General features: G+C 43.2%; 17 protein-coding genes, 1 tRNA gene and 1 riboswitch. Of the genes, 14 read left to right on the top strand and 4 right to left on the bottom strand.

Annotation, left to right across the window (positions count from 1 at the left end; translation table 11 throughout):
• Positions 1-13: 13 nt before the first annotated feature.
• Positions 14-250, bottom strand: coding sequence for an acyl carrier protein (locus B0O44_RS05805; protein WP_031266521.1), 237 nt, complete (start codon positions 248-250; stop codon positions 14-16).
• Between the two features lie 159 nt (positions 251-409).
• Here B0O44_RS05805 and B0O44_RS05800 point away from each other — a divergent pair, with 159 nt between their 5' ends.
• The 5 genes from B0O44_RS05800 (at position 410) to B0O44_RS05780 (ending at position 6,232) form a co-directional block, all read left to right on the top strand.
• Positions 410-829 carry an IPExxxVDY family protein gene (locus B0O44_RS05800; RefSeq protein WP_110828069.1) on the top strand — a complete coding sequence of 140 codons (420 nt, stop codon included), beginning with the start codon at positions 410-412 and terminating at the stop codon, positions 827-829.
• A gap of 140 nt (positions 830-969) precedes the next feature.
• On the top strand, positions 970-2,400 hold the full coding sequence (gene pyk / locus B0O44_RS05795; protein ID WP_110828067.1) for a pyruvate kinase: 1,431 nt from the start codon (positions 970-972) through the stop codon (positions 2,398-2,400).
• 54 nt (positions 2,401-2,454) lie between these two features.
• Positions 2,455-2,545, top strand: a tRNA-Ser gene (locus B0O44_RS05790).
• Positions 2,546-2,702: 157 nt separating this feature from the next.
• The gene (locus B0O44_RS05785; protein ID WP_110828065.1) at positions 2,703-4,751 is read left to right on the top strand and encodes an ATP-binding protein; all 2,049 of its coding nucleotides are present in this window, start codon (positions 2,703-2,705) and stop codon (positions 4,749-4,751) included.
• Between the two features lie 77 nt (positions 4,752-4,828).
• Positions 4,829-6,232 carry an outer membrane protein assembly factor BamB family protein gene (locus B0O44_RS05780; protein WP_110828063.1) on the top strand — a complete coding sequence of 468 codons (1,404 nt, stop codon included), beginning with the start codon at positions 4,829-4,831 and terminating at the stop codon, positions 6,230-6,232.
• A gap of 51 nt (positions 6,233-6,283) precedes the next feature.
• Here B0O44_RS05780 and B0O44_RS05775 read toward each other — a convergent pair whose 3' ends face one another.
• Entirely contained in the window at positions 6,284-7,849 is a 1,566-nt protein-coding gene (locus tag B0O44_RS05775) for a M28 family metallopeptidase (RefSeq protein WP_245943603.1), read from the bottom strand.
• A 109-nt stretch (positions 7,850-7,958) separates the two neighbouring features.
• On the opposite strand from B0O44_RS05775, the gene B0O44_RS05770 reads away from it, so the two are divergent.
• Together B0O44_RS05770 and B0O44_RS05765 are read left to right on the top strand one after the other, a co-directional pair.
• Positions 7,959-8,696 (top strand): SGNH/GDSL hydrolase family protein, encoded by a 738-nt coding sequence (locus B0O44_RS05770; protein ID WP_110828059.1) that lies wholly within the window; start codon positions 7,959-7,961, stop codon positions 8,694-8,696.
• A gap of 74 nt (positions 8,697-8,770) precedes the next feature.
• A riboswitch (SAM riboswitch) is annotated at positions 8,771-8,869 on the top strand.
• Positions 8,870-8,931: 62 nt separating this feature from the next.
• A complete protein-coding gene (locus tag B0O44_RS05765) occupies positions 8,932-10,095 on the top strand; it encodes a cysteine desulfurase family protein (RefSeq protein WP_110829152.1) in 1,164 nt (387 codons plus the stop codon).
• A gap of 77 nt (positions 10,096-10,172) precedes the next feature.
• Here the strand turns inward: B0O44_RS05765 and B0O44_RS05760 are convergent, their stop codons facing one another.
• A complete protein-coding gene (locus tag B0O44_RS05760) occupies positions 10,173-10,787 on the bottom strand; it encodes a porin family protein (RefSeq protein WP_110828057.1) in 615 nt (204 codons plus the stop codon).
• Positions 10,788-11,146: 359 nt separating this feature from the next.
• Between B0O44_RS05760 and B0O44_RS05755 the strand changes: the two genes are divergently transcribed.
• Both B0O44_RS05755 and B0O44_RS05750 read left to right on the top strand, forming a co-directional pair.
• Positions 11,147-11,731 (top strand): DUF4136 domain-containing protein, encoded by a 585-nt coding sequence (locus B0O44_RS05755; RefSeq protein WP_110828056.1) that lies wholly within the window; start codon positions 11,147-11,149, stop codon positions 11,729-11,731.
• A 121-nt stretch (positions 11,732-11,852) separates the two neighbouring features.
• Positions 11,853-13,559, top strand: a complete 1,707-nt coding sequence (locus tag B0O44_RS05750) for a glycoside hydrolase family 3 protein (RefSeq protein WP_110828053.1) — start codon at positions 11,853-11,855, stop codon at positions 13,557-13,559.
• Positions 13,560-13,622: 63 nt separating this feature from the next.
• On the opposite strand, the gene B0O44_RS05745 is transcribed toward B0O44_RS05750, so the two are convergent.
• Entirely contained in the window at positions 13,623-14,141 is a 519-nt protein-coding gene (locus tag B0O44_RS05745) for a thioredoxin family protein (protein ID WP_110828051.1), read from the bottom strand.
• Between the two features lie 557 nt (positions 14,142-14,698).
• On the opposite strand from B0O44_RS05745, the gene B0O44_RS05735 reads away from it, so the two are divergent.
• The 5 genes from B0O44_RS05735 to B0O44_RS05715 all read left to right on the top strand — a co-directional run bounded on the left by B0O44_RS05735 (position 14,699) and on the right by B0O44_RS05715 (position 24,623).
• Complete coding sequence (locus B0O44_RS05735; protein WP_211321322.1) at positions 14,699-17,932, top strand: UvrD-helicase domain-containing protein; 3,234 nt, start codon at positions 14,699-14,701, stop codon at positions 17,930-17,932.
• A 4-nt stretch (positions 17,933-17,936) separates the two neighbouring features.
• Positions 17,937-20,840, top strand: a complete 2,904-nt coding sequence (locus B0O44_RS05730; protein WP_110828045.1) for a PD-(D/E)XK nuclease family protein — start codon at positions 17,937-17,939, stop codon at positions 20,838-20,840.
• 10 nt (positions 20,841-20,850) lie between these two features.
• Positions 20,851-21,201, top strand: coding sequence for a bleomycin resistance protein (locus B0O44_RS05725; RefSeq protein ID WP_110828043.1), 351 nt, complete (start codon positions 20,851-20,853; stop codon positions 21,199-21,201).
• Positions 21,202-21,263: 62 nt separating this feature from the next.
• Entirely contained in the window at positions 21,264-22,250 is a 987-nt protein-coding gene (locus tag B0O44_RS05720; protein ID WP_110828041.1) for a pyruvate dehydrogenase complex E1 component subunit beta, read from the top strand.
• Positions 22,251-22,328: 78 nt separating this feature from the next.
• Positions 22,329-24,623 (top strand): Tex family protein, encoded by a 2,295-nt coding sequence (locus tag B0O44_RS05715; protein WP_110828039.1) that lies wholly within the window; start codon positions 22,329-22,331, stop codon positions 24,621-24,623.
• Positions 24,624-25,014 lie beyond the last annotated feature (391 nt).

Raw genomic sequence — 25,014 nt, 5'->3', positions numbered from 1 at the left:
GGGGACCGTATGTTTACTTTACGTTTTTCTCTAGATAAGCAACTGCTTGACCAACTGTACCAATGGTTTCAGCTTGATCATCAGGAATTGCTACATTGAATTCTTTTTCGAATTCCATGATAAGTTCCACAGTATCCAAAGAATCCGCACCCAAGTCGTTTGTGAAAGAAGCTTCCGGGGTAACCTCGCTCTCATCCACACCTAATTTTTCAACGATAATAGCCTTAACTCTTGAAGCAATATCAGACATAATGTTATAATTTAATGGTTAAATAATTCAGTGCAAAGAAAAATAAATTCTAACACATTTCAAATGTTTTTATTTCAGTACCAATTTTAATGTTTTTATTTCAAACGGTAAAGTAAATTTAGTTTTATAATTTCGCATCTTAAAATATAAGCGCCGGCCTTGAATAAAACCTATCTGAAATTATCCCTGGATCTTGATTTTATCCTGATTGCAATTACTGCCTCCCTCAAAGATTATATCCTGTGCCACCAGATCAATACCCGGTTGGATTTTAATTTCGAAAAAACCGATGACCACGAAGTTTATTTCAATATTGATGAGGCACCGGTCGCTTTTTCCAAGTATTATTTTTATGTGGAACAGGGAGAGAACGAATACTTTATTTTAAGCAACAGGAACAGTGAAGGTTTCCTGATTCCGGAGATGAAGAAGGTGGATTATTTTATGATTATCCATCAGTTTCTGGATAAAGAAGACCTTAATTATATTTTGTCAGGACTGAATAAACTGCCTGATATTCAGGTTGCTGCACAGATTGATCCCTATAAGTTAAAGTCCAGGGAGAATTTGGTAATGTAAATTTTATATAGAAGGTGTATTAAATACACTATATTTGATTTTATAATGTTTTTTTAATAACAAAATTAGCCAAATATATCTACAGGTTCCGGGGTCATTTCCGTAACATATAAGGCTGATTTTAAATAAATGTAAAATTGATGAAACCTTTTCATTCGAGAACAAAAATAGTTGCCACATTAGGACCGGCCTCCGCCAAACCAGACGTTTTATTTAGTATGTTCAATGCAGGTTTGGATGTTTGCAGGCTGAACTTTTCCCATGGCTCACAGGCCGACCACCAGGAAGTACTGGATACCATACGCGACCTGAACAAAAAACATAAATATAATGTAGGTATACTTGCCGATCTTCAGGGACCAAAAATCCGCATCGGAATGGTAAAAGACGGAGGAATCCATCTGGTAAACGGCAGCAAAACCATTATCACAACTAAAGAATGTATCGGTAATGAGGAGCGTATTTACATTACCTATGAGTCTTTTCCCAAAGATGTAAAGGCCGGTGAAATCATTCTTCTGGACGATGGAAAACTGCAAATGCGGGTGCTTGAAACCAATCTGAAAGACGAAGTGATTTGTGAAATTGTTCACGGTGGTATCCTGACCTCCAGAAAAGGAGTCAATTTGCCAAACACAAAAGTTTCTATCCCTTCTTTGACTGTAGAAGACCGCAGTAACCTGGAATTTGTGCTTCAGAATGATGTGGAGTGGATTGGATTATCATTTGTGCGGAATGCTGCCGACATCATCGAATTAAAAGAAATTATTAAAGAAAGAGGGAAATCGGCCAGGGTAATTGCTAAAATAGAAAAACCGGAAGCCATTGCAAATATCGATGAAATCATTGCAGTTTCGGACGGTATTATGGTTGCCCGTGGTGATCTTGGGGTTGAAATGCCAATGGAAGAAGTTCCCCTGCTGCAGAAAATGATTGTTAAAAAATGCCGTGCAGCTTCAAAACCTGTAATTATTGCTACCCAGATGCTCGAAAGTATGATCACTACACCAAGGCCAACAAGGGCAGAGGTGAACGATGTGGCCAACTCGGTTCTTGACGGTGCAGATGCAGTGATGCTCAGCGGAGAGACCTCTGTAGGTGAGTTCCCGCTGATTGTGATCGAGACCATGCAAAAGATTATCCAGAACATTGAGCAGAACAACTATCCTTTTCACTCAGAAAAATTCCTTAAACAAAATTCAGATAGCTTTTTAAGTGATGCGGTTTGTGATACAGCAAGTTTCCTGTCCAAGCAAACCAATGCGGTAGGAATTGTTTCCATGACCCTGAGCGGATATACGGCTTTTGAAATTTCCAGCCACAGGCCTAAAGCATTGACGTATATTTTTACCAGCAATGAAAACCTGTTAAATACCTTAAGCCTGGTTTGGGGTGTTCAGGGCTTTTATTATGATAAATTTGAAAGCACCGACGAAACCATTCAGGACGTAAACAGCATCCTTAAAAAACACAAATTGATTAAAAAGGGTGATGTGGTGATCAATACGGCTGCGATTCCTATGGAACGTAAAGGCAAAACCAATATGCTTAAAATAACCGTAATTGAATAAAAAAATATAATTCATCAGGTTTCAAAAATTTTTATACTTTTGCAATCCTGAAAAGGAGAGTTGTCCGAGTGGTCGAAGGAGCACGCCTGGAAAGTGTGTATACTCCAAAAGGGTATCGAGAGTTCGAATCTCTCACTCTCCGCCAAATCTTAATAAAAGGTTCAAGCCCGCAGATAAAACCTGTGGGCTTTTTTGTTTTCTGCTGCATCGCTAAGGGATAATTTTCTGATTTTTAAATAAATGAGGTTTTGGGATTGATTTTTTTGCTAAAAATATTAGTTTTGTAAATCAAGACCTGCCTTATGGAAGACATAGAAAAAATAGAAATCAGTTCACTGGCCATCAAAAAAACACTCAAAAAATTTAGTCAGGAGGATGCCGTTTGTCAATACATCTGGAATGGTTTTGATGCCGGGGCCACAGAAATTAATCTGGACTACGCGCTTGCCCGGACCGCCATTGATACCCTGACCACATTCAGTATCCAGGACAATGGCTCGGGAATAAATTATCATGAACTGACAAAGAAATTTAAACCCTTTTATGAATCTGAAAAAGCAAAAAAAGGGAAGTACCAGGATTTTACCCTGCGTGGAAAGGATGGGTACGGAAGGTTGACCTTTTTTAAATTTTGCAATTTTGCTCAATGGGAAACTACATTTGAATCCGAAGCAGGACTGCTTGCTTACAAAATTTCCATTAACAGTCATTCTATGGATAGCTTTACAAAGACAAGGCCTGTCCCAACTTCCGGTTCATCCGGAACAAAAATTGAATTCAGCGGCTTTTCCGATCATTTTCATCCAGGCTTTATAGAGAAAAAGCTGGTTCCCTATATTCTTAATGAGTTTGCCTGGTACCTGGAAATCAATAAGGATAAAGGCTATAAACTATTAATCAATGGCATTGCGGTTGATTACTCGGCAATTATTGAAGATGTGCAGGAGTTTCCCGTCAGCATTCGAAAAACGATAGAAACGCCAGATCTGATTACTTTTAAGTGTTATTTTATCCAATGGAAAAGTAAGCTGAATGATGAGTTCTCCAGGTTTTATTTTCTGAACGACAAATTTGTCCTAAAGAACCAAATGACAACCAAGCTCAATAAAAAAGGGGACCGCTTTTATCATTCTATGATTATAAGAAATAACTTCTTTAATAATTTTATAGCGCCAGAAGAGGCCGAAGCCTCGCAGGATACCGGAAAGCTGCGTTTATTTTATGAAAGGGACGATTATGTGGTCTTCCGGGAACTGATTGAGCTTCTGGATAAATACCTTAAAGATAAACGGAGGCCCTTTCTGAAAAAATATTCCGAAATCCTGATCCACCAGTTTGAACGGGAAAAGGTTTTTCCAAAATTTGGCAATAATCCCTGGGACCAGTTAAAAAAAGAAGAGTTCGTTGCCCTGGTAAAGGAATTATATGAGGTTGAACCCGCCTTGTTTGTTAAGCTAAATATGGAGCAGAAAAAGACTTTTCTTCATCTGTTGAACTTGGTTATTGATGCAGACGAAAGGGAAAATCTCTTTAAGATCCTTGACGATGTGGTCCGGCTGGACGCACGCGACCGCGAAGAATTAAAAGAACTGCTGAGTACCACCAGGCTGAGCAATGTAATTAAAGCAACTAAACTGGTGCATGACCGTATTTTAACGCTGTCACAGCTTAAAAAACTGGTGTTGGACCATGAGCTGCAGGCGAATGAAAGAGATCACCTGCAAAGGGTGATAGAGCAGCATTACTGGATTTTTGGAGAGCAATATAACATGGTCTGTGCAGCAGAGGTTAAATTTGAAGAAGCCTTAAGAAGATACAGCTATATTTTGAAGGGAGATAAGGGCAAACAAAAAATTGATCATCCGGATAAACTGAAAGAGATGGACATTTTCCTCGTCCGGCAGGACTATCAGACCAATCAGGTGAACAATGTGGTTGTTGAGCTGAAAAGCCCGACAAGTGTTAAGCGTTTGACACAGAAAGAATTTAACCAGGTGCAAACCTATATGAATACCATTTTAAGTGTGGACCAGTTCAATGCCGGAAATTATTTTTGGGAATTTTACCTCATTGGACAGGATTATGACGATTTCATTCGAAATCAACTCGAAAACGCCCAGCATCATGGAGAATTCGGCCTGGCTTTTAAAATAAAAAACTATAAAATTTATGTTAAAAAATGGAGCGAGGTCTTTAATGAAGTAGATTTAAGATTGCAATGGATCAATCAAAAACTCCTTGTGGAGAAGGAAAAATTAGGTGCCGGGAACGATAAACTGGAACTGGATGAACTGTTGGAAGAATTGGAAAACAGTGCCGCCATCCAGCCGGGTCAAATTAGGGTAGAATAGAAATATGGAATCTTCAGAGAAATCCTTATCCTTGCGGAGATAAAACCAACCAAACCCTCTAAAGATACCCCCATTTCATGAAGAAATTTCTTTTCATTCAGGCCATTATTGCCTTGTTGCTGGTTTCCTGTTCAAAACAAAACCCGCTTTCACCGGAATACAATAACCCTCCGCAAAAATTTACCATAACCATGCTGGAAAGAGAAGCTGATACCCAGGAACTGGAATGGACCGAAGCGGTAGATCCTGAAGGTGATGCGGTCAGTTACAGCATAGAACTTGATGGAAAAATACTTTTTAAAAATCTGCCCAACAGAAAGTATATCCTTACAAGTCTTTTGCCGGATAAAACCTATACAGGACGCATCATCGCTTCCGACAAAAAAGGTCTGTCGGTTTCTCAGAGCTTTAATATAGAAGTTTATCAGGGACAAATTTTAATGGGTACGGGTTATTATAGCCTTGGTTTAATGGGATTGACCAATACAGGTACAATAAGCTGGAGGGTGGGAGAATACGCACGTAGTGTGCCCGCAGTTTCCGGCGATGTGATTTTCAGCGGACAGGAAAAAGTCTATGCGATTAAGGCCAAAACGGGAGATGTTTTATGGACAAATGACCTGGTTCAAAAAGAAAATGCCGCCGTCTTATACGCTCAGAATAAAGTTTTTATCACCTCTGAAAAGAAAATCTCGGCATTAAGCGCGGCAACGGGAGCAACCTTGTGGAGTATCCCATTGCAAACAACAGTTAACCCTTCCATTAGTAAAAATATACTGTACATCAGTTACCGGGAACATCTTTACGCCATTGATGTGAATACAGGGGCCATAAAATGGGATTTTATAGCGCCTGCCTCATTGGGGATGGCTGTGGCAAAGGATGGGACGCTCTATGTCCTGAGTGCTGCTTATTACCAGATTGATGGAGAAGGCTATATGTATGCCCTTGATGCAAATACAGGGACTTTAAAATGGAGGAGTAAATTTTCTGGACAAATTTCTCTGACAACTGCTCCTTTTGTTGGCTCTCCGGTGTTGTACGGCAACAAAGTTTATTTTGTGAGCCACAACGATAAAGGTTATGATGGACAATTCAGATATGTTTATGCCATGGATGCTGCTACGGGAACTGTCGTCTGGAAAAAAACGGTTGCACTGGTTGTGCCTGCATCGGGTTTAATTGTAGATGAAAGTGGCATTTATTTAAGTGCAAGTAGTTTAATGAAATTGGATCGTGTTACTGGAAATGTCATTTGGTCTATTGAGGGGAATTTTATGAATGAGCTTGTGCTTACCGGAGATAAGATCTATGTAAGCACGGGGTCTGCTTCTCTTTCCCTTAATGTGTTTGATGCAGGAACAGGAAACAGGATCGGTAACCAGATCAGAAGTACTTTTCCTTATGGGGGCTCGCCAGTGGTACTGAAGTCGGGAAAGGCTTATTATCCGCCTTCAAGTGGGATGAATACCGTGAATTAAAAAGCGCCCGGTCAATCACGGCCGGGCGCTTTTATAAATTTAATACCCTGCTTAAGGGTTAACCGGGGCAGGTTTTGGCAGTTCTTTTCTTGGAATCTGCGCTGCACGCTCGGAAGTATGGTATACAAAAGAAGCGACAATGGTTGCAGATCTTTTCAGGTCTTCTTCAACCAGCCGGTCATAGGTATCCTGATTGGAATGGTGGGTACGGGTATTGTAATCCATAGGGTCCTGTATAAACTGGAAACCCGGAATACCAATTGCATCAAAAGCCTGGTGGTCAGTTCCGCCTGTATTGTTAATGGTCACCGTTTTTGCACCCAGGTCACTGAAAGGGTTCAGCCACTCCTGGAAAATTGGCCCGGCTTCCTTGTTGCCCTGTAAATAGATACCGCGGATGGCACCCGTACCATTGTCCAGGTTATAATAGGCACTTACTTTTTTCTGATCAGGAGTCAGTACCATGGTCTTAGGATCTCCAAAATGTTTCAATACATAACCTCTGGAGCCCAGCAAGCCTTGTTCTTCAGAACTCCATAAAACAATACGGACAGTTCTTTTGGGTTTAAAATCAATGGCTTTTAAAATACGCATGGCTTCCATCATAACCGCTGAACCAGCAGCATTGTCTGTAGCGCCGGTTGCCGCATGCCAGGAATCATAATGGCCCCCGATGATCACCAGCTCCTCTTTTAATTTTTTATCCGTTCCGGGAATCTCCGCAATGACATTGTAACCCTGAGGGTCCTGATCGTAAAAAGAAGTTTTAATGTCGGCTTCCATTTCTACTTTTTGTCCGGCCCTCAGCAAACGGAGCATATGCAGGTAATCTTCCGCAGAAATTTCCAGCTCAGGCAATACGGCTTTGGCGTCAAGGGCATAAGAAGCGCCGTTGCTGGTAAAAAAAGTTCCATGGTTGCCCCGGGCGAAAGCCAAAAGCAAGGCCGCATTTTCTTCTTTTAACCTGTCGGCAATGGCCGCACGGGTAGCCCTCATTTTTAGCATTTGGGCCATCATATTGTTTGGATTGCCCGGACGGCGTGCAGCCACCTGTCCCGCTTCAGCGGCAGCCATTGCATTTAAGGCAGAATCGGTTAGGCGTACCGCATCGGGTTTATAGGTGTTTTTTAAAGGCTGGATGGTCATCTGATCAAATAAAATGATCTTTCCGGCCAGCTTTCCCTTGTATTTGTCCAGATCGGTAACCGTATCTGCTTTGATCAGGATCACTTCCGCTTTAACAGGGCCATTGGTGCCAGGTGTCCAGGCCTTCGGTGAACCGATAATGGCATGGTAAAAAGGAAGGGTGGTGGCGGCATAGTATTTATCGATTTGCCAGCCTTTACCAAAATTTCCCCAGGCTTCCAGCTGAACGTTTTTCAGGCCCCATTCATTAAATTGTTTTACAGCCCACTCCTGTGCCCGTTTCAGGCCTGGTGAATTGGCCAGCCGGGGACCCGCAACATCGGTAATGTGGAACGCAATGTCCATCACCTTCGAATTTTCAAGGCCTTCCTTTCTGATTTTTTGAATGGCTGCGGGATCTGTTTTCTCCTGAGCCATAGCAGAAAGACAAAGCCCAAGCCCCAATAAGGTTGTTGTAAATCTTTTCATCATATAAATTAGTTAAGTTTGAGTTTGGATAGCTGAAATTAGCGTTAAAAGAAAAGAATCGCGACGTCTACCAATAATTTTACAATAAATGATCCGCAAATGCAGTTAAGTTATGAATTTGAGAAAGCCTCTTAAGATCACCTTCATTCTGGTGTGCGTTTTTAATTTTGCAGCCCCTGCGCAGGAAAAACCTGTACCAGCCGCACAGAAAATAAAGGAGCAAGATTGGGCAGCCCTGAAATTTTACCAGCAAGCCAACCAGAATGCTGATCTGGAGCACCCTAAAGAAAACAGGGTGGTGCTGATGGGCAATTCCATTACCCAGTTGTGGCAGCGGGTGGATTCCAACTTTTTTAAGGCCCATAAAAATTACATCAACCGTGGGATCAGCGGGCAGACCACCCCACAAATGCTTTTGCGTTTCAGGCAGGATGTAATTAATTTGAAACCCCGGATACTGGTGTTGCTTGGTGGAACCAATGACCTGGCAGGGAATACGGGCCCGGCAACGGTTGATGAAATTTTTGGTAACCTGGTTTCTATGATGGAATTGGCCAGGACAAATGGCATAAAGGTGGTCATTTGTTCGGTCCTGCCGGTATACGATTATCCTTGGAGAAAGGGGCTGGAGCCGGTAGAAAAGATTGCCCGGCTCAATGAGCTGCTGCAAAAGTACGCAAAGGAACAGCAACTGGTGTACCTGGATTATTACCAGGTCATGAAGGATGAAAGAAAAGGAATGAAAGCCGATTTATCCGGGGATGGGGTGCACCCGAACTTAAAAGGTTATCAGCTGATGGAGCCGCTGCTGGTGAGCGCTGTAGCGGCAGCTGGAAAAAATAAAAAATAAAATTTCACAAATAGTATACTTAATTGGTAGACTATTTATATCTTTGTCCCAAGAATTCGTTCTTATAACTTATTTACTTATCCAGAAAGACTGAGGGAAAGGCCCTGTGACGTCTTAGCAACCTGTCCCCGACAAGGTGCTAATTCCTTCTGCCGGTGGCAGAAAGATAAGATTGATGACATCATCTGAAAATTCTGAATGAGTAATTTTTATCAACATTTTAAATTAAATGGACATGAGAATTTACTTGGACAATGCCGCAACGACACCTTTAAGCAGAGAAGTTTTCAGGGCTATGGAGCCCTACTTTTTTGAAAACTTTGGAAACCCTTCTTCTTCACATCATCATGGAAAAGCAGCCAGAACGGCTATTGAGCAATCCCGCAGGATTATCGCAGATTTACTCAATGCCCGGCCGGAGCAAATCATCTTTACTTCAGGAGGTACCGAGGCAGACAATACAGCCATTGTTTCGGCCATCCGCTCGCAGGGAATACGTATAGCCATTACCACTGCATTTGAGCATCCTGCCGTCTTAAACCCATTGAGGGCATTACAGCGCAGTGGGGAAATCAAAATTATTTACCTCAGGCACGACGAGAAAGGAAATTTATCCCTTTCTCATTTAGATCAGCTTCTGGCAGCACATGGAAAAGCATTTGTGTCGGTTATGCACGGTAATAATGAGATTGGCAATTTGAACGACATCCAGGAAATTGCCGCCTGCTGTAAAAGCTACGGCGCAATATTTCACACCGATACGGTACAAACCATGGGTCAATACCGTTTTGATACCCAAAATCTGGGGGCCGATTTCCTGGTTGGCTCCGCTCATAAATTTCATGGACCAAAAGGAATAGGCTTTCTGTATAAAAAGGACCTGGACCCAATTGCTCCCCTGATTTTAGGTGGATCACAGGAAAAAGGCCAGCGCAGTGGTACAGAAAATGTAAGCGGAATCATCGGTCTGGCCAAAGCCCTGGAACTGTCCTATACCAATTCATCAGCCTATCAGCCACACCTCAGACATTTAAAAAATAAAATGATCTACAACCTCATCAACAGGATTCCGGGAATCAGATTCAACGGCAATACCGCAAATGAAAAATTAAGCTTGTCCACTGTTTTAAGTGTTTCTTTGCCGGAAGCTCCGGACGGCAGGTCCCCTTTGCTGTACCTGGACCAGCAGGAAATCTCTGCTTCAGGAGGAAGTGCCTGCAGCAGCAATTCGGGTACGGGTTCGCATGTTTTAAGTGCACTGGGAGTAGAACCAGACAGGACAACCATCCGTTTTTCTTTCAGCAGGTACAATACCATTGAAGAAATTGATGATGTCGTTGACCGTCTGGCCAGTTTGTATGTAAAGGAAACACTCCATGAACTGAGTGCGGTGTGTTAAATGACCTAAAAAAAGCATCACTCCATAGGAGTGATGCTCAGGACAACAATAGGTAATTATCCTCTTAAATAGAAGGTCTAGAATTTATATCCGAAGCCTACTGAAAAGACCTGATTTTTGTATTCAGGTGTTCTGGAACTTCCGTTTTCATTGTTCTTTTGAAAATCTATAGCATAGCGGCCATGGATATCGACATTGCTGTTTATGTCATAACGGAGGCCAATTACACCACCAATAAGGTTTTTTTTGAATCGGTTGGCGTCATCTTCTACAATCGTCTGATCGACCGAACCAAATCCGTTCTGGAATTTATTTTTGGTAGAGAGCAGGAAAGAGACCTGTGGACCCGCGACTACATTTAAACCAGTTCCGGCCAGACGTATACTCAGCAGAACCGGAATGTCAAGAAAATTGGTGGTTTGGGTAAAATCTCCAAAAGAAGAGCTCAGTTTATACCCTTTAGTGGAATACAGGACCTCGGGCGTAAGGGCAAGTCCTTCGATCAGGCTGATGTCAAGGGTAAGGCCGGCATTGAAACCCGGGTTTACTTTGGTGCTGAAATTATTGTTGTTGTTCTCTTTAATAATGTTGGGCAGGTTTAACCCCCCTTTTATACCAATTCTAATTGGACTTTGGGCATTTGCTGCCCCTGTAATAAACAGGGCGGTCAGCAGGACAAATAACTTTTTCATACGCATCTGATTTAATAAGGGTGTTGATGATTCATTTTTATATTGTCGGGAACAGCTTGCGAAATAATGTGCCAGTAAATTTAGTGTGGCCATTGGAAATACATCAGAATAAGCCCTTGAACGCTTTTGGGTAGCGTTTTAATGGAAAAATAAAAAAAACAGAAAGGTGCAGGACTTTGAAATAGGCTGATGGTTAAAGTGTATGCGATTTGCTACAAATCCTGTGAATTGTCATCGGAATATGATTAAACAAAAAAAAACCGTAACTTAATATCATCACCGGTAGAGTTTATTAAACTTTTTGACCAGAGGAATGTCTATAGGATAGTAATCTTTCTTGAAGAAAAAAATAGATCGCCATGAAAAGAATATTTTTTTTGCTGTTTACAATGAGTATTGTAGTTTCAGCTTGTTCTTCCTACAGCTATTATGCCGTCAGCAATAAACCCCTGAGCAGCCAGCATTACCGGACTTATGCCTGGATTCCGGAAGAACAGTCCAAAACCACCAGTTTTTACAATAATGATGTCGCCACCGATAAAATTGTAGAGGCAGCCAGTAAAGAGCTGGATAAAAAAGGATTGAGCCTGGACAATCAGAACCCGGACATTCTGGTGCGCTACACCGCTGTGGTGAATAAAGAAGTAAAAACGTATAATGAGCCTATGTATTATAACCCTCCGGCAAGGTTAAGCCCAAGGCTTGCCTACTATAGGGGAAGGGCTTTTTACTATTATTCCTATTATGATCCCTTTCCAGTATACGTGGGCAGTCAGGCCAGGAGGGAAACCGTTAAAGCCGGAAGTATTATGATCGATCTGATTGACCGGAAAACAAAAAAAGTAATCTGGAGGGGCTGGGCAGAAGGAGAGCTGAGCAATCCTCAGAAAGCCGTCGATGATATCCCTCAGGTGGTGACCAATATTTTTAAAAAACTACCATAGTTTGCAACCCCGAAGCACAATGTCCCGGAATGGTTACACTGTTCCGGGATTTTTTATGCCCCTGAATTTTCATAAGCCTGTCTTTTGTTTAACTTTGGAGACCTAACCATAGCACTAAATAATGAACACCAAACACCTTTCGGTTGCTGTACTTCTTGCAGCGGCCTCTGTCTCTTCGGTAAACGCTCAGAAAAAAACTTATATACAAACTTTAGCAGAACCCAATCATTGGGTCGATTCTGTTTTTAATAAATTAAGCAAGCGTCAAAAAATTGCGCAGATGTTTTTTGTGCGGGCATTGACCAATTCGACAAAAGCCTATGAAGATTCTGTGGCCAATGTGATCAAAAAAGAAAGGGTTGGCGGCTTGGTTTTTTTTCAGGGCGGCCCGGGCAGGCAAACCATCCTGACCAATAAATACCAAAAACTGGCCAGGGTGCCTTTACTGGTGACCTCAGATGGAGAATGGGGTTTGGGCATGCGCCTGGACAGTACGATTTCTTATCCTTATCAGATGACCCTGGGGGCCATTCAAAATAAAGAACTCATTTATAAAATGGGTTTGGAAGTGGCCAGGGATTACCGCCGGATCGGGATGCACATGAACCTTGCCCCTGATGCCGATGTGAACAATAATGCAAAAAACCCGGTTATCAATTACCGCTCTTTCGGGGAAAATAAATACAATGTGGCTTCCAAAGCAGGTGCCTATATGAAAGGTATGCAGGATGGGGGCCTGATGGTCAGTTTAAAACACTTTCCTGGTCATGGAGATACAGATGTAGATTCACATTATGATTTGCCACAGTTAAACTTTACCAAAGCCCGTTTGGACAGTCTGGAAATTTATCCTTTCCGCGAGCTGATTAAAGAAGGAGCTTCCGGTGTGATGATTGCGCATATGAACATCCCGGCCCTGGACAATACGCCACATATGCCCTCAACGCTTTCCAAACCGATCGTTACGGGTGTACTGAAAGAAGAACTGGGCTTTAAGGGAATCATCATTTCCGATGCCATGGAAATGAAAGGGGTCATCAAGTATTTCAAAGACGGAGAGGCCGATGTAATGGCCGTGATTGCAGGTAATGACATTTTAGAATTGTCCCAGAATAGTGAGCGTGCGATTAAACTGGTCCGTAAAGCGGTGCGTTCTGGAAGAATCAGCATGGAACGGATTGATGAAAGTGTTAAAAAAATCCTGATGGCCAAGTACTGGGTTGGATTAAACCGAAAGGATACCCTCAATGAGCATCATGTGGCTGCTGATGTGAACCGTCCCGAGAGTATTGCCCTGGTACAGGAACTGGCCAACGCAGCGGTAACCATGCTGCGGGGTGCAGCAGTTTTACCTCAACTGGATAAAGGCAAAAGGACCGTAATTATTAGTGTTGGCTCTGCTGAGGTCACCACTTTCCAGAAAGAACTGGGCGCTTATTATCAGAATTCGGTGTTTTATACACTGGACAAAAGTGCCAATGCCAATGACATTGCGAAAGTAAGCAGGGAACTGGCTATGTTTGAGCAGGTGATTATCGGCGTACACGATACAAGAAGCCGGCCTGGAAACGGAATGGTCCTGAGTGCGGACCTGAAAATGTTTTTGAAAGACATGTCCCAGAAAAACGCGCTTTTGGCTGTTTTTGCCAATCCTTATAACTTAGCCCAATGGCCTGGACTGGAAAACAGCAAGGCCTTGCTGGTGGCTTATCAGAAAGAAGATTTTATGCAGAAAGCGGCTGCAGCTGCTTTTAAAAATGAGCTGAAACCTACAGGTAAACTGCCGGTTACCGTAAATGCCTTTTTTAAATCCGGGGACGGACAATAAAAAATAGGATATACAAAAAAGCCTCCTGTCCATTAGACAGGAGGCTTTTTTGTGTTTTTAACCTTATTTTGCCGGGGCATGCACAGCGCTATAAGTCCAGTTTTTAAGAAAGGCTTCTGTTTTTTTTATGCTATGTCCTTTTCCTTCAGCCGTTGTTTCTTCTTTGTCGCGTTCTAAATAACCGGAATCCTGGATGTGCAAGACCTTTCCATCCCCATCCAGAACAACAAATACAGGGTATCCGAAACGTCCGGGGTTGCCCAGTTTTGTGAGTACTTCAGTATTTTTATTTTCCGGGCTCCAGTTGACCAGTACCCATTCAAAATTATCGTTGATGGTCTTTTTTAACTCAGGTGTTTTATTTACCAAATCATGAAAACGGATACACCAGATGCACCAGTTTCCGCCCACCTGTACCAGTACATTTTTTTGTGCCAATTTTGCTTTATGCACCGCAGCATTGATATCCCTTTGGGCATCAGCCTGAGGGTTATAAATGTGAACGACTTCTTTTTTTTCCTGGGCAAATGAAACCGAACTGAAGGTCAGCAGGACAGATAGTATTAAGATTGTTTTTTTCATCAATTTGTAATTTGTATTTTTTTTAAGCAGCCTTCGCCCTTTCCATGAGCCCTGCCGAAAGCAAAGTTACGGCCCTGATGTTTAACATTTGTAATCTGATTTTAAAATTATACGACTTAAATGGTAGTTTATTTTTAAGGAGCAAGCGGTGGTTGTCACATTCCGGTGTTTGTTTTTTTAGGGCTGAAATGAGGGTTAAAGCAGGGCCTACTGCTGCATGGGCTAAAGTTTTAGGCTAAGTGCCTTGTCGGCCATCTGTCAGATGTATTTTATCGAATGAAATGCGGCTCAAATCCGGCACATACTAATCTTAGCGTCGGCTTGGTTACCAGCCAAACCCAGGGCCTTATTCCACAATTGTTTAAGTCCGGGTCCAATTCCGTTTCCTTGCCTGTTCAAGATACAACTTTTCAGGGAAAATGGGTTCATTTTTAGAACTTTTTATCTGAAAAAAATACCCTGTTCATTTTGCTTTGATGCCCGGGTTATTGGAATTCATTTGCTGGCTAAAGCGCATTTGTCAGAAAAAATTTGCAAATAAATGATAGCTTTACCTGATGGCCCAACTGCCTCTTAAAATATTACAAGCTTCTGCAGGTTCTGGTAAAACCTTTAGCCTGACTGCGCATTACCTGACCCTGCTTTTGGCTTCCGAAACAAAATACCGGGAAATACTGGCGGTTACCTTTACCAATAAGGCGACCGAGGAAATGAAAAGCCGCATTATGGAAGTGTTAAAAGGCTTTGCGGAAGACGACCCCTCCAAAAAAATTAACGATTACCGTGAAATTGTATTAAGGGCGCACCCGGAGCTGGACCCAGGCAGTTTAAAACGAAAATCAGATACAATTTACAGGAAAATCCTGCACGATTACAGCCGTTTTTCGGTGAGCACCATTGACGGATTTGTCCAGAAAGTGATCCGTGGTTTTGCTTTTGAACTGGGACTGGATGCCGGTTATGGTCTGGAAATGAATTATGACAAGGTAAAAAATGAACTTGCAGAAAGACTGGATAAGGCCCTGGATAAAAACCCGGTATTGTTGCAGTGGATCATTGATCTTGCCCTGGACCGGATTGACAATAACCTGAGCTGGAATTACCGCAGGGAACTGCTTGAATTGAGCAATGAAATTTTTAAAGAACGTTATCAGCCATTTGAAAAGGCGATAGAGGCTTTGGGGGAATCGGCAGACCTGGATGCCCTTTTCAAAGATTATGATAAAGTGACCAGGCTGGGAATCGAGGCTTTTGAGCAGGAAATGACTGATCTCGCCACCCAGGCACTGGAAATTTTCCAGGTAGAAGGCATTGATGTATCGGAGTTAAAGGGGAAATCGAGGTCTCCTTTAAATAATTTGCAAAAAATTGCCTCGGGAGACCTTTCCAAGGTCCTGAGTCTGGAAAAACTGCTGGACCAACCGGAAGAATGGTTTCAGAAAGGCTCGGATTATACCGGGGCTTATCAGGAGCTGAATCCGGTACTGGGTAAATTGGTAAACCGTTATCAGCAGGGGCTGCCATCTTATCTTTTAGCACATGCTTTTAACAAAAACCTTTATTACCTGCGGCTCATGCAGGAAATGGCTGTATTGCTGAAAGCGTATAGAAATGAAAGTCCAAACCTGCTGATCAGTGATGCGCAGACCCTGTTAAAAGGAATTACAGATGATGCGGATGAAAATCCTTCTTTTATCTGGGAAAAAATGGGCAACCGCTACCGGAACTTTCTTTTTGACGAATTCCAGGATACTTCTGCCAACCAATGGGGCAGCTTTAAGTCTTTGCTCAGTAATGCGATGGCCGCTCCGAGTGGTAAACTGATTGATCACCTGATTGTTGGAGATACCAAGCAGTCCATTTACCGGTGGCGCAACGGAGACTGGAACATTCTGCACCAGCAGGCAAAGAAGGATGTAAAAGCACATAATGTGCAGGAAGAAAGTCTGGAAGAAAATTACAGGAGCACCAAAAACATTATTGATTTTAACAATTACCTGTACGGGCAACTGCCCCAATTCATGCAAGGCAGTTTAAATGCAACAGTCGCTGAGCAGAATGGGCCTGGGGATCTTGCGGCCTGGTGGCAGGAAAAGGGTTTTGATCAGGTGGTTACAGCCGTTTATGCAGAGGCTGCACAAAAAACAACACCTTTCACCCTGGAAGGTGGAACGATCAGTTTTAATGTGTTTAAAACAGATGAAGAAGGAGCTGCCTTAACCAAAACTTCTTTTCGGGAACTTGCCCTGGATAAAATGATTGCAGAACTGGAACATTTATTCCAGGAAAAAAAATATAAAGCAGGGGACATTTGTGTTCTGGTGCGCTCTAACTCAGAGGCGATCGCTGCCGTGGAGGCCTTAATGGAGCATGGGATTGATGTGGTTTCGGGCGAAGCGCTGCTGCTGAGCAATAACCGGGCGATAAAATTGCTGATCAATACCTTACAGGTGATGGGAGGGCTTGCAGAAAATACGGTTTTATACAAAGCCAACTGCATTAGCCTGTACGCCGATCTGCAGCACCGGTCATTGAAACCCAGTGACCTGTTTGGATTGAAGCTAAAGAAACTTTCAGATTTGGGTGATTTGCTGCCGCATGCACTTTGCACTGAATGGGAAAAATGGATGCAGCAGCCTCTTCCGGCCTTGCTGGAGAAAATCATAGAGGCTTATGGATTACAGCGTCCTGAACAGGCTTTCAATTTGCCTTATTTATTTGCGTTGAGAGACCTGGCCGGACGTTTTACCCTGCAGGGAGAGCGGGGAATTGCAGCTTTTCTGAATTACTGGAAGGAGGAGGGCCTGCGCAAAACGCTGCCTTCCTCAGAAAATACAGATGCGGTGCAGGTCATGACCATTCACAAGTCTAAAGGTTTGGCTTTTAGGGCCGTAATGCTGCCTTTCTGTAACTGGGATATCAACGGTAAGACAAATGGCGTGTTCTGGGTCTCTGCACAGGGTACGCCTTACCATCATTTGCACAGTATACCCTTAAAATACAATAAGGAGCTGGGCCGTTCTACGGTGGCAAAGCCTTATTTTGAAGAGCTGTTGTATAACAATATGGACGCCCTGAATATGCTGTATGTAGCCACTACACGATCTAAAGAGTATCTGTACATCAGTACCATGGGTAAAAAAACAGATACGATCACCAATATAGGGGACCTGCTTTGTAAAGTTTTTGCCGACCAGCTTTCCGATCAGGGTCAATACCTGCTGGATGAAATCGTACCTACGGTTCCACAAAAACAGGCGAGGGATCCGGAAATAGAACTGGACCACTACCCACTTTCGGACAGGTTAACCCAGGTTTTTGATGCAAACCTGAAAAGACGGGAAATCAATTTGCTCACCGGAGAAGATGCCGGTCGATGGGGAACAATTCTGCATGAAGTACTGGCCCAGGCAACAGAGGCCGGAGCGGTGGAACCCATATTGAAAAACCTGCTGTTGGAAGGTTTTTTTAAGGAGGAGGAATATCCCTTCCTGAAAAATCAGGCCCTGTCTGTTTTACAGCATCCCGGTTTGCAGCAATTGCTTGCCGGAACAGGAAAAAGTCTAAACGAGCGCAGCATTATAGATGCGCATGGAAAAAGCTTCCGGCCGGACAAAGTGCTGTTGAATGGCGCAGAGGTCACGGTAATTGATTATAAATTTACGCAGCAGGAAAGCAACAGACACATTGAACAAATAGATCATTACCGGAGCTTATTGCAGGCCATGGGCTATTCAAAGGTCAGGACTTATTTGTTTTATGCGCTTAGCGGACAGTTAAAAGAAGTGTAAACAGATGAAAGCATTTTTAACAGAGGTCGCCGAAGATCTGCTGGAGCGTTTTGGAGAGGACCTGCAGTATACGGCAATTATTTTTAACAATAAAAGGCCGGTGGCCTATATGCAGAACCATTTGGCCAGGTTGATTCAAAAACCATTCTGGAGCCCTTCCTTTTTTACCATCCAGGAGTTTTTTGCATTGTCTTCTACTTTTAAAATTGCAGATGGGTTTTCCCAGTTCTTCACTTTATATCAATGTTATAATGAACTGGCCCGAAGCTACGGGGAAGAAATTATGGAGCCGGCCAGGTTCTATCCGGCGGCAAGAATTATTTTAAGTGATTTTGCGCAGATCGACAATGACCTGGTCGATGCCGGAACAATTTTCCGGCAACTAGAAGATTTTGCCATTGTAGATTATGAATTCGATTACCTTACCCAGGAGCAACAAGACTTTTTAAAGGGGTTCTGGACGTCTTATTCAGAAGGAAAACATAAAAAACAACAGGAGCAGTTTATTAAAATGTGGCAGAGAATGCCAGAATTGTACCAGAATTTTCACCTGGAACTGGAAAAGAAAGGACTGAGTACTATCGGTAATGTTTACCGGCAACTGGCTGAGGGAAAAAGCGGAAACCCTGACTTTATTAAGGATTTTGACAGGGCGAAGCTGGTATTTGTAGGGTTTAATGCTTTGAGCAGGGCCGAAGCAAAGGTTTTTAGCCGCTGGCAGGAAGCAGGTAAAGCGCTGTTTTATTTTGATGCGGATCCTTATTACCTGGATGACCCTTTGCAGGAGGCCGGATTGTTTCTGCGAAAAAATTTGCAGCAAACCGGGTTAAAAAATGTTTTTGAGCAGGTCAAAGACAAAATCCGCTCCAATCCAAAAACGGTAAACGTTTACAAAACACAAGGTCAGGTGGCACAGGCAAAAGTTTTGGAAGGGGCTTTGCAAAAAGATTATCCCTTACTGGATCACCCGGACAATGCGGGCCGGCTTGCTTTGATCCTTGCGGATGAAAGTTTGCTTTTGCCGGTATTACAGACCATACCAACACATTATGAGCTGGATGGGCAAAGCAAAATACTTCACCTGAATGTGACCATGGGTTATCCTCTGGCGGCTTCTTCTATTTTTGGTTTGGCCGACCTTTGGCTCAGTATCCAGGCGCAACTGATCCAGGGCGCAAAAGAAACCGTTTATTATCGTGAAGTAGAGGCTTTTTTGTCTCATCCTTTAACCGGGATTAATGAAAAGCAAAGAGGGAAAATTCAGCACAAACTATTGGGTGAACAGCTCGCGGAGGTGCCCTTAAGCCGGCTTCAGGGCCAGAAAGGTTTACTGGAATTGTTTTTCAGGAAAGTGAATTCAGCAGAGGAAGCTACCGGGATTTTGCAGGCCATTTTTAAGCGGATACTCGAGCAACAGCTGGCCGATAAAAGCCTTAGACAAACAGAGGCCGATCTTTTTGTTGCAGCAATTAAGGAGCTCAACCGCCTTCATGATTCTTTAAAAGCATATTTGCCCCAGTTACAGCAAAGCGGGGATTTGTCTTTTGTATTGTCATTGATCCAGAAAGCCATACAGGGAATTTCTGTTCCTCTAAGTGGTGAACCTTTACAGGGCATACAGGTGATGGGTTTGCTGGAAAGCAGGAACCTCGATTTTGAAAGAATTTATATATTGGGGACCAATGAAGGCCTGCTGCCGCAAAGCAGTGCTTCCCCGAGTTTTATTCCTGATGGTATCCGCAGGGCCTATGGCTTGCCGGTATTGGAAAACCAGGATGCCATTTCGGCCTATATGTTTTACCGTTTGTTGCAGCGCTCCGAGCAGGTGAGCCTGGTGTATAATGCGCAGGCCGATGAGACCAATACAGGAGAGCCCAGTCGCTTTTTAAGACAGCTGGAGTATGAAAGCGGCTATACCTTCCATTATCTGGAGCATAAACAAAGCATCCGGACTGAAATGAAAAAAGCGGTTAAGGTTGAAAAAGATGCAGCAGTGATGGCTGTACTGAACAAATATCTGGAAGGAGAAATTGCTTTGTCGGCTTCCGCTTTAACCACATACATCAATTGCCCTTTGCAGTTTTTTTATAAATACGTTGCGAAAATAGAAGAGCCGGAAGAAATTACGGAGAATCTGGAGGCGAATTACATCGGGTCCATTTTGCATTATGTTATGGAAACCTTTTATGGCGAACTCAGAAATTCAGATCCGGTCGTGTCTAAAGAAGCCATTGCCGCAAAAAGAAAAGAGATTCCTGAACTTGCCGTGCGGGGCTTTGCCAAGGTAATGTTTGACAATGAATCGCATCAGGTGGTCCATAATGGGATGCAGAAAGTGGTTTTGGCCATCGCTGAAGAATATGCCGGACTGATTCTGGATTATGATGAGCAACAGGCCCCTTTTGAGATCCTGGCATTGGAACAGCGGGACCAGGTGGAGTTTGCTTTTGAACGGAAAGGAAAACCATACAAAATCAAACTGCATGGGATTATTGACCGGATTGACCGGAAAAATGGCACGACAAGGATCGTCGATTATAAAACCGGCAGCGATAACCTGAGGTTCAGTAACCTGGAAGATGTTTTTGATACCAATGGAAATAAACAAAACAAGGCCCTGGTCCAGACCCTGTTTTATACATATGTATTTGAGCAGGCAAATGGCTTGAAGGGGGTAGAACCCAATCTTTACAGTACCCGTAACATCCGCAACGAAGGCACCTGGTTTATGGAAGGAAAGGAGAAGACAAAACTGAACGGGGAAAGGCTGGAAAGTATTAAAACCGAATTCCTGGAATTGCTGCGGATCAAATTGTCAGAACTTTTTGACGAAAGTATGCCATTTTTGCCAACGGAAAATGAAGCAGGATTTCTATATTCGCCCTACTTAACTTTATGCGGACTTTAATTCGGAACAAATGTTAACATCGGCAGTACCTATTCTGGCCTCCCTGGATACACAAAGTACTATTGACTTTTATACAAAGAAACTGGGTTTTACCTTTCATTCGGAATGGGAGGGCTACCTGATTTTTGGTAAGGATGATGTTTTCCTGCATTTCTGGACCACAACAGATCCTCAGATCCCAAAAGCCACAGGCTGCTACATCAATGTTACAGAAGTGGATGCGCTGTTTGCGCAATATAAGGCGGAAGGCGTGATCCATCCGGAAGGCGGATTGGCAGATATGCCATGGGAAATGAGACAGTTTTCCATATTAGACAACAATGGTAATATCCTGCATTTTGGAGAATCATTGTCCGGTTAAAACAAACTTTATAATTAGATTACAATACTTATATTTGCCCACAGTTAATATTTGAATATACAATGAGAGAGATTCAATTTAGAGAAGCCCTGCGTGAAGCCCTGAGCGAAGAAATGCGTAAAAACGAAAACGTGTTCATGATGGGTGAAGAAGTTGCGCAATACAACGGTGCATACAAGGTTAGTCAGGGTATGCTGGATGAGTTTGGCGACAAACGCATTATTGATACCCCTATTGCTGAGCTTGGATTTGCCGGTATAGGTATAGGGGCAGCAATGAACGGATTAATTCCAATCGTAGAGTTTATGACATTTAACTTCTCTTTGGTTGCTATTGATCAGATTATTAACGGTGCAGCAAAAATGTTATCCATGAGTGGAGGACAATTTTCTGTTCCTATTGTGTTCCGCGGACCAACCGGTAATGCCGGACAATTGGGTGCGCAGCACTCTCAGAACTTTGAAAACTGGTATGCAAACTGCCCTGGTTTAAAAGTTGTGGTCCCTTCAACCCCTTACGAAGCAAAAGGTCTTTTAAAACAGTCTATCCTGGATCCGGATCCTGTAATTTTTATGGAATCTGAGGTGATGTATGGCGATAAAGGCGAGGTGCCTGAAGAAGAATATTACATTCCTCTGGGCAAAGCCAATGTTGTTAAGCAAGGTACAGATGTAACCATTGTGACTTTTGGTAAAATGCTTACCCGTGTGGTTAACCCTGCAGTAGAAGAGCTGACTAAAGAAGGCATCAATGCAGAGGTGATTGATTTGCGTACAGTACGTCCTATCGATTATGCCACCATTATCGAGTCGGTTAAAAAAACCAACCGCCTGGTGATTGTAGAAGAAGCATGGCCATTGGCTTCCATTTCTTCTGAAATTGCATTCAATGTTCAGAAAAATGCTTTTGACCACCTGGATGCCCCGGTATTGCGTATTACCTGCGCAGATGTTCCGCTTCCATATGCCCCTACATTGATCGCAGCAAGTCTGCCAAATGCAGAGCGCGTGGTGAAAGCCGTGAAAGAAGTATTGTACGTAGCAAAATAAGCTATTAAAGATAATCTTAAAAATACAATCCCGATGGCTGATGCCCTTCGGGATTTTTTATTTTAAAAAAACAGTCAAATGAGTAATCACTCGAAAATCATTGCTGCTGAATTAGGTGTAGCAGAAAAACAAATCCTTGCCACCATTGAATTACTGGATGAGGGCGCTACTGTCCCTTTCATTTCCCGTTACCGTAAAGAAATGACCGGAAGCCTCGACGAGGTTCAGGTCGCCGGTATCCGCGACCGTTTCCAGCAGCTTCGGGACCTGGATAAAAGAAGAGAAGCGATTTTAAAAGCTTTAACGGCATTGGGTAAATTAACCCCTGAGCTGGAAGTTCAGATCAATGCTGCGGCAACGATTACAGAAATTGAGGATATTTATCTGCCATATAAACCTAAACGTAAAACCAGGGCCTCTGAGGCCAGGAAAAAAGGATTGGAGCCTTTGGCATTAAGACTGCTGGAGCAGGCTGCCGGAGACCCAGAACAGGAAGGCCAGTCTTTTCTGAATGAAGAGTTGGGGGTACATACGGTGGAAGAGGCGCTTGCCGGGGCAAGGGACATCATTGCCGAAATGATCAATGAAAATGCAGAGGCCCGTACCATCATGAGAAATTATTACCAGCAACAGGCCAAATTCAAATCTGTGGTTGTTGCCGGAAAAGAAGAAGGCGGGGTAAAATATAAAGATTATTTTAACTGGGATGAGCCGGTTAAATCGACCCCTTCACACCGGGTACTTGCCATGCGAAGAGGTGAAAACGAGTCTGTTTTAAAACTGGAACTCGTTCCTGCAGAAGATGGAGCGATCGCTTTGCTGGAGAGACAATTTGTCAAAGCAGCCAATGCGAACGCAAAACAGGTGGAACTGGCGATTCAGGATGGCTATAAGCGTCTTTTGGCCCCTTCTATGGAAAATGAGCTCCGGGGCTTTTCAAAAGAAAAAGCCGATGAAGAGGCCATCCGGGTTTTTGCAGAAAATGCAAGACAGCTGCTTCTGGCCGCACCAATGGGGCAAAAAAATGTTCTGGCTATTGACCCGGGTTTCCGGACGGGCTGTAAGGTCGTTTGCCTGGACAAACAGGGTAAATTGTTAGAGAATACGACAATTTTTCCGCACACCGGGCAAGGCAACATCAGAAATGCAACAGAGAGCATTCAAAAACTGGTGGCCAAACATGAAATAGAGGCGATAGCAATTGGTAACGGAACAGCAGGAAGGGAAACTGAACTTTTTATCCGGAGTCTGGCTTTACCGGAAGTCGCTGTGGTGATGGTGAATGAAAACGGAGCATCTATCTATTCTGCTTCTGAAGTGGCCCGTGAAGAATTCCCGGACCATGACATTACCGTAAGGGGAGCGGTTTCCATTGGACGACGTTTAATGGACCCGTTGGCCGAACTGGTTAAAATTGACCCCAAGTCTATTGGTGTGGGGCAGTATCAGCATGATGTGGACCAGAACAAATTGCAGGCGGCACTGGATGATACTGTAATGAGTTGTGTGAATGCCGTGGGTGTAGAACTGAATACGGCTTCTAAACAGGTTTTGGCCTATGTTTCGGGCCTGGGCCCTCAGCTGGCACAAAATATCATCAATTACCGCAATGAAAACGGGGCCTTTAAAAACAGAGAAAGCCTGAAAAAGGTACCGCGTTTGGGCGATAAAGCATTTGAACAGGCTGCAGGTTTTCTGCGGATCAGAAATGGTGCGGAGTTGTTGGATGCAAGTGGGGTCCATCCGGAGCGCTATGCTTTGATCCATAAAATGGCAACCGATAGCGGTTGTTCTGTAGAAGAATTACTTAAAGATGTACAGAAACAAAAACAGATCAAGTTGCAGCAGTATGTGAGTGACCAGGTAGGTTTGCCAACTTTAAATGACATCATGAACGAGCTGGCAAAACCTGGCAGGGATCCCCGGGAGCAGTTTGAGGTCTTTAGTTTTACCGATGGGGTAAATGAAATTGCAGACCTGAAAGTGGGGATGAAATTGCCTGGAATTGTGACAAACATTACCAATTTCGGTGCTTTTGTAGACATTGGTGTTCATCAGGACGGACTGGTACATACCAGCCAGATGTCGGATAAATTCATTGCCAATCCAAATGATCTGGTTAAAGTGCACCAGAAGGTGGAGGTAACGGTAATGGAAGTAGATGTGGAACGCAAACGCATTTCGCTTTCCATGAAAAAAGGACCTTCACCCAAAAGCGATAAACCTAAAGTAAAACAGGCCAGGCCAAAGCATGTATCGAAGCCAGGTCCTTCCAGGCCAACAGCTAAAAAGCACGAACCCAGAAAGGAAAAAGCCCTTCCGGAAGGCGATCTTCAAATGAAGCTCGCTGCTTTAAAAGATAAATTTAAATAACATTCGACAAGGGCCTTTAGGGGCCCTTTGTCATTTAAGGTGTTTTGCATTTGCCGAAATCAGATGAAATAACCTATCTTTGGGTCAATTCCTTTTGGTGTTAACCTTTTAACTTCTGGAATCATGACAGAATATATTTACATATCGCCCCTTTCTTCCGCTACCCATTAAGGGCAGGCGCAATTCTGTTCATCATATATTTTATTGGCATAACGCTGCCCGTTTAAAATTTTTGCTGTTTAGCGAATCACGTCTGCTGTAATTTGAGGATTTTCCGGAGTCTGGAAGGAGTGTGTCCTTTTCTAAGGATCGATTATACAAATTCAATAACAATTAATTTTTTAAGGTATCTGTATTCAAATATGGGTACTGCAAATTCAATGGATAACCA

It is taken from the genome of Pedobacter nutrimenti (assembly GCF_003208655.1).
GTDB lineage: Bacteria > Bacteroidota > Bacteroidia > Sphingobacteriales > Sphingobacteriaceae > Pedobacter > Pedobacter nutrimenti.
The sequence above is the reverse complement of the archived record's forward strand: the minus strand, read 5'-3'. Positions and strand labels throughout refer to the sequence as shown.

Excerpts from the sequence above, each read along its gene's own strand:
- B0O44_RS05760 (WP_110828057.1), bottom strand. The coding sequence starts at position 10,787 with ATGAAAAAGTTATTTGTCCTGCTGACCGCCCTGTTTATTACAGGGGCA.
- pyk (WP_110828067.1), top strand. The coding sequence starts at position 970 with ATGAAACCTTTTCATTCGAGAACAAAAATAGTTGCCACATTAGGACCG.
- B0O44_RS05745 (WP_110828051.1), bottom strand. The coding sequence starts at position 14,141 with ATGAAAAAAACAATCTTAATACTATCTGTCCTGCTGACCTTCAGTTCG.
- B0O44_RS05750 (WP_110828053.1), top strand. The coding sequence starts at position 11,853 with ATGAACACCAAACACCTTTCGGTTGCTGTACTTCTTGCAGCGGCCTCT.
- B0O44_RS05725 (WP_110828043.1), top strand. The coding sequence starts at position 20,851 with ATGTTAACATCGGCAGTACCTATTCTGGCCTCCCTGGATACACAAAGT.
- B0O44_RS05730 (WP_110828045.1), top strand. The coding sequence starts at position 17,937 with ATGAAAGCATTTTTAACAGAGGTCGCCGAAGATCTGCTGGAGCGTTTT.
- B0O44_RS05765 (WP_110829152.1), top strand. The coding sequence starts at position 8,932 with ATGAGAATTTACTTGGACAATGCCGCAACGACACCTTTAAGCAGAGAA.
- B0O44_RS05775 (WP_245943603.1), bottom strand. The coding sequence starts at position 7,849 with ATGATGAAAAGATTTACAACAACCTTATTGGGGCTTGGGCTTTGTCTT.
- B0O44_RS05785 (WP_110828065.1), top strand. The coding sequence starts at position 2,703 with ATGGAAGACATAGAAAAAATAGAAATCAGTTCACTGGCCATCAAAAAA.
- B0O44_RS05770 (WP_110828059.1), top strand. The coding sequence starts at position 7,959 with ATGAATTTGAGAAAGCCTCTTAAGATCACCTTCATTCTGGTGTGCGTT.
- B0O44_RS05805 (WP_031266521.1), bottom strand. The coding sequence starts at position 250 with ATGTCTGATATTGCTTCAAGAGTTAAGGCTATTATCGTTGAAAAATTA.
- B0O44_RS05780 (WP_110828063.1), top strand. The coding sequence starts at position 4,829 with ATGAAGAAATTTCTTTTCATTCAGGCCATTATTGCCTTGTTGCTGGTT.
- B0O44_RS05715 (WP_110828039.1), top strand. The coding sequence starts at position 22,329 with ATGAGTAATCACTCGAAAATCATTGCTGCTGAATTAGGTGTAGCAGAA.
- B0O44_RS05755 (WP_110828056.1), top strand. The coding sequence starts at position 11,147 with ATGAAAAGAATATTTTTTTTGCTGTTTACAATGAGTATTGTAGTTTCA.
- B0O44_RS05720 (WP_110828041.1), top strand. The coding sequence starts at position 21,264 with ATGAGAGAGATTCAATTTAGAGAAGCCCTGCGTGAAGCCCTGAGCGAA.
- B0O44_RS05735 (WP_211321322.1), top strand. The coding sequence starts at position 14,699 with ATGGCCCAACTGCCTCTTAAAATATTACAAGCTTCTGCAGGTTCTGGT.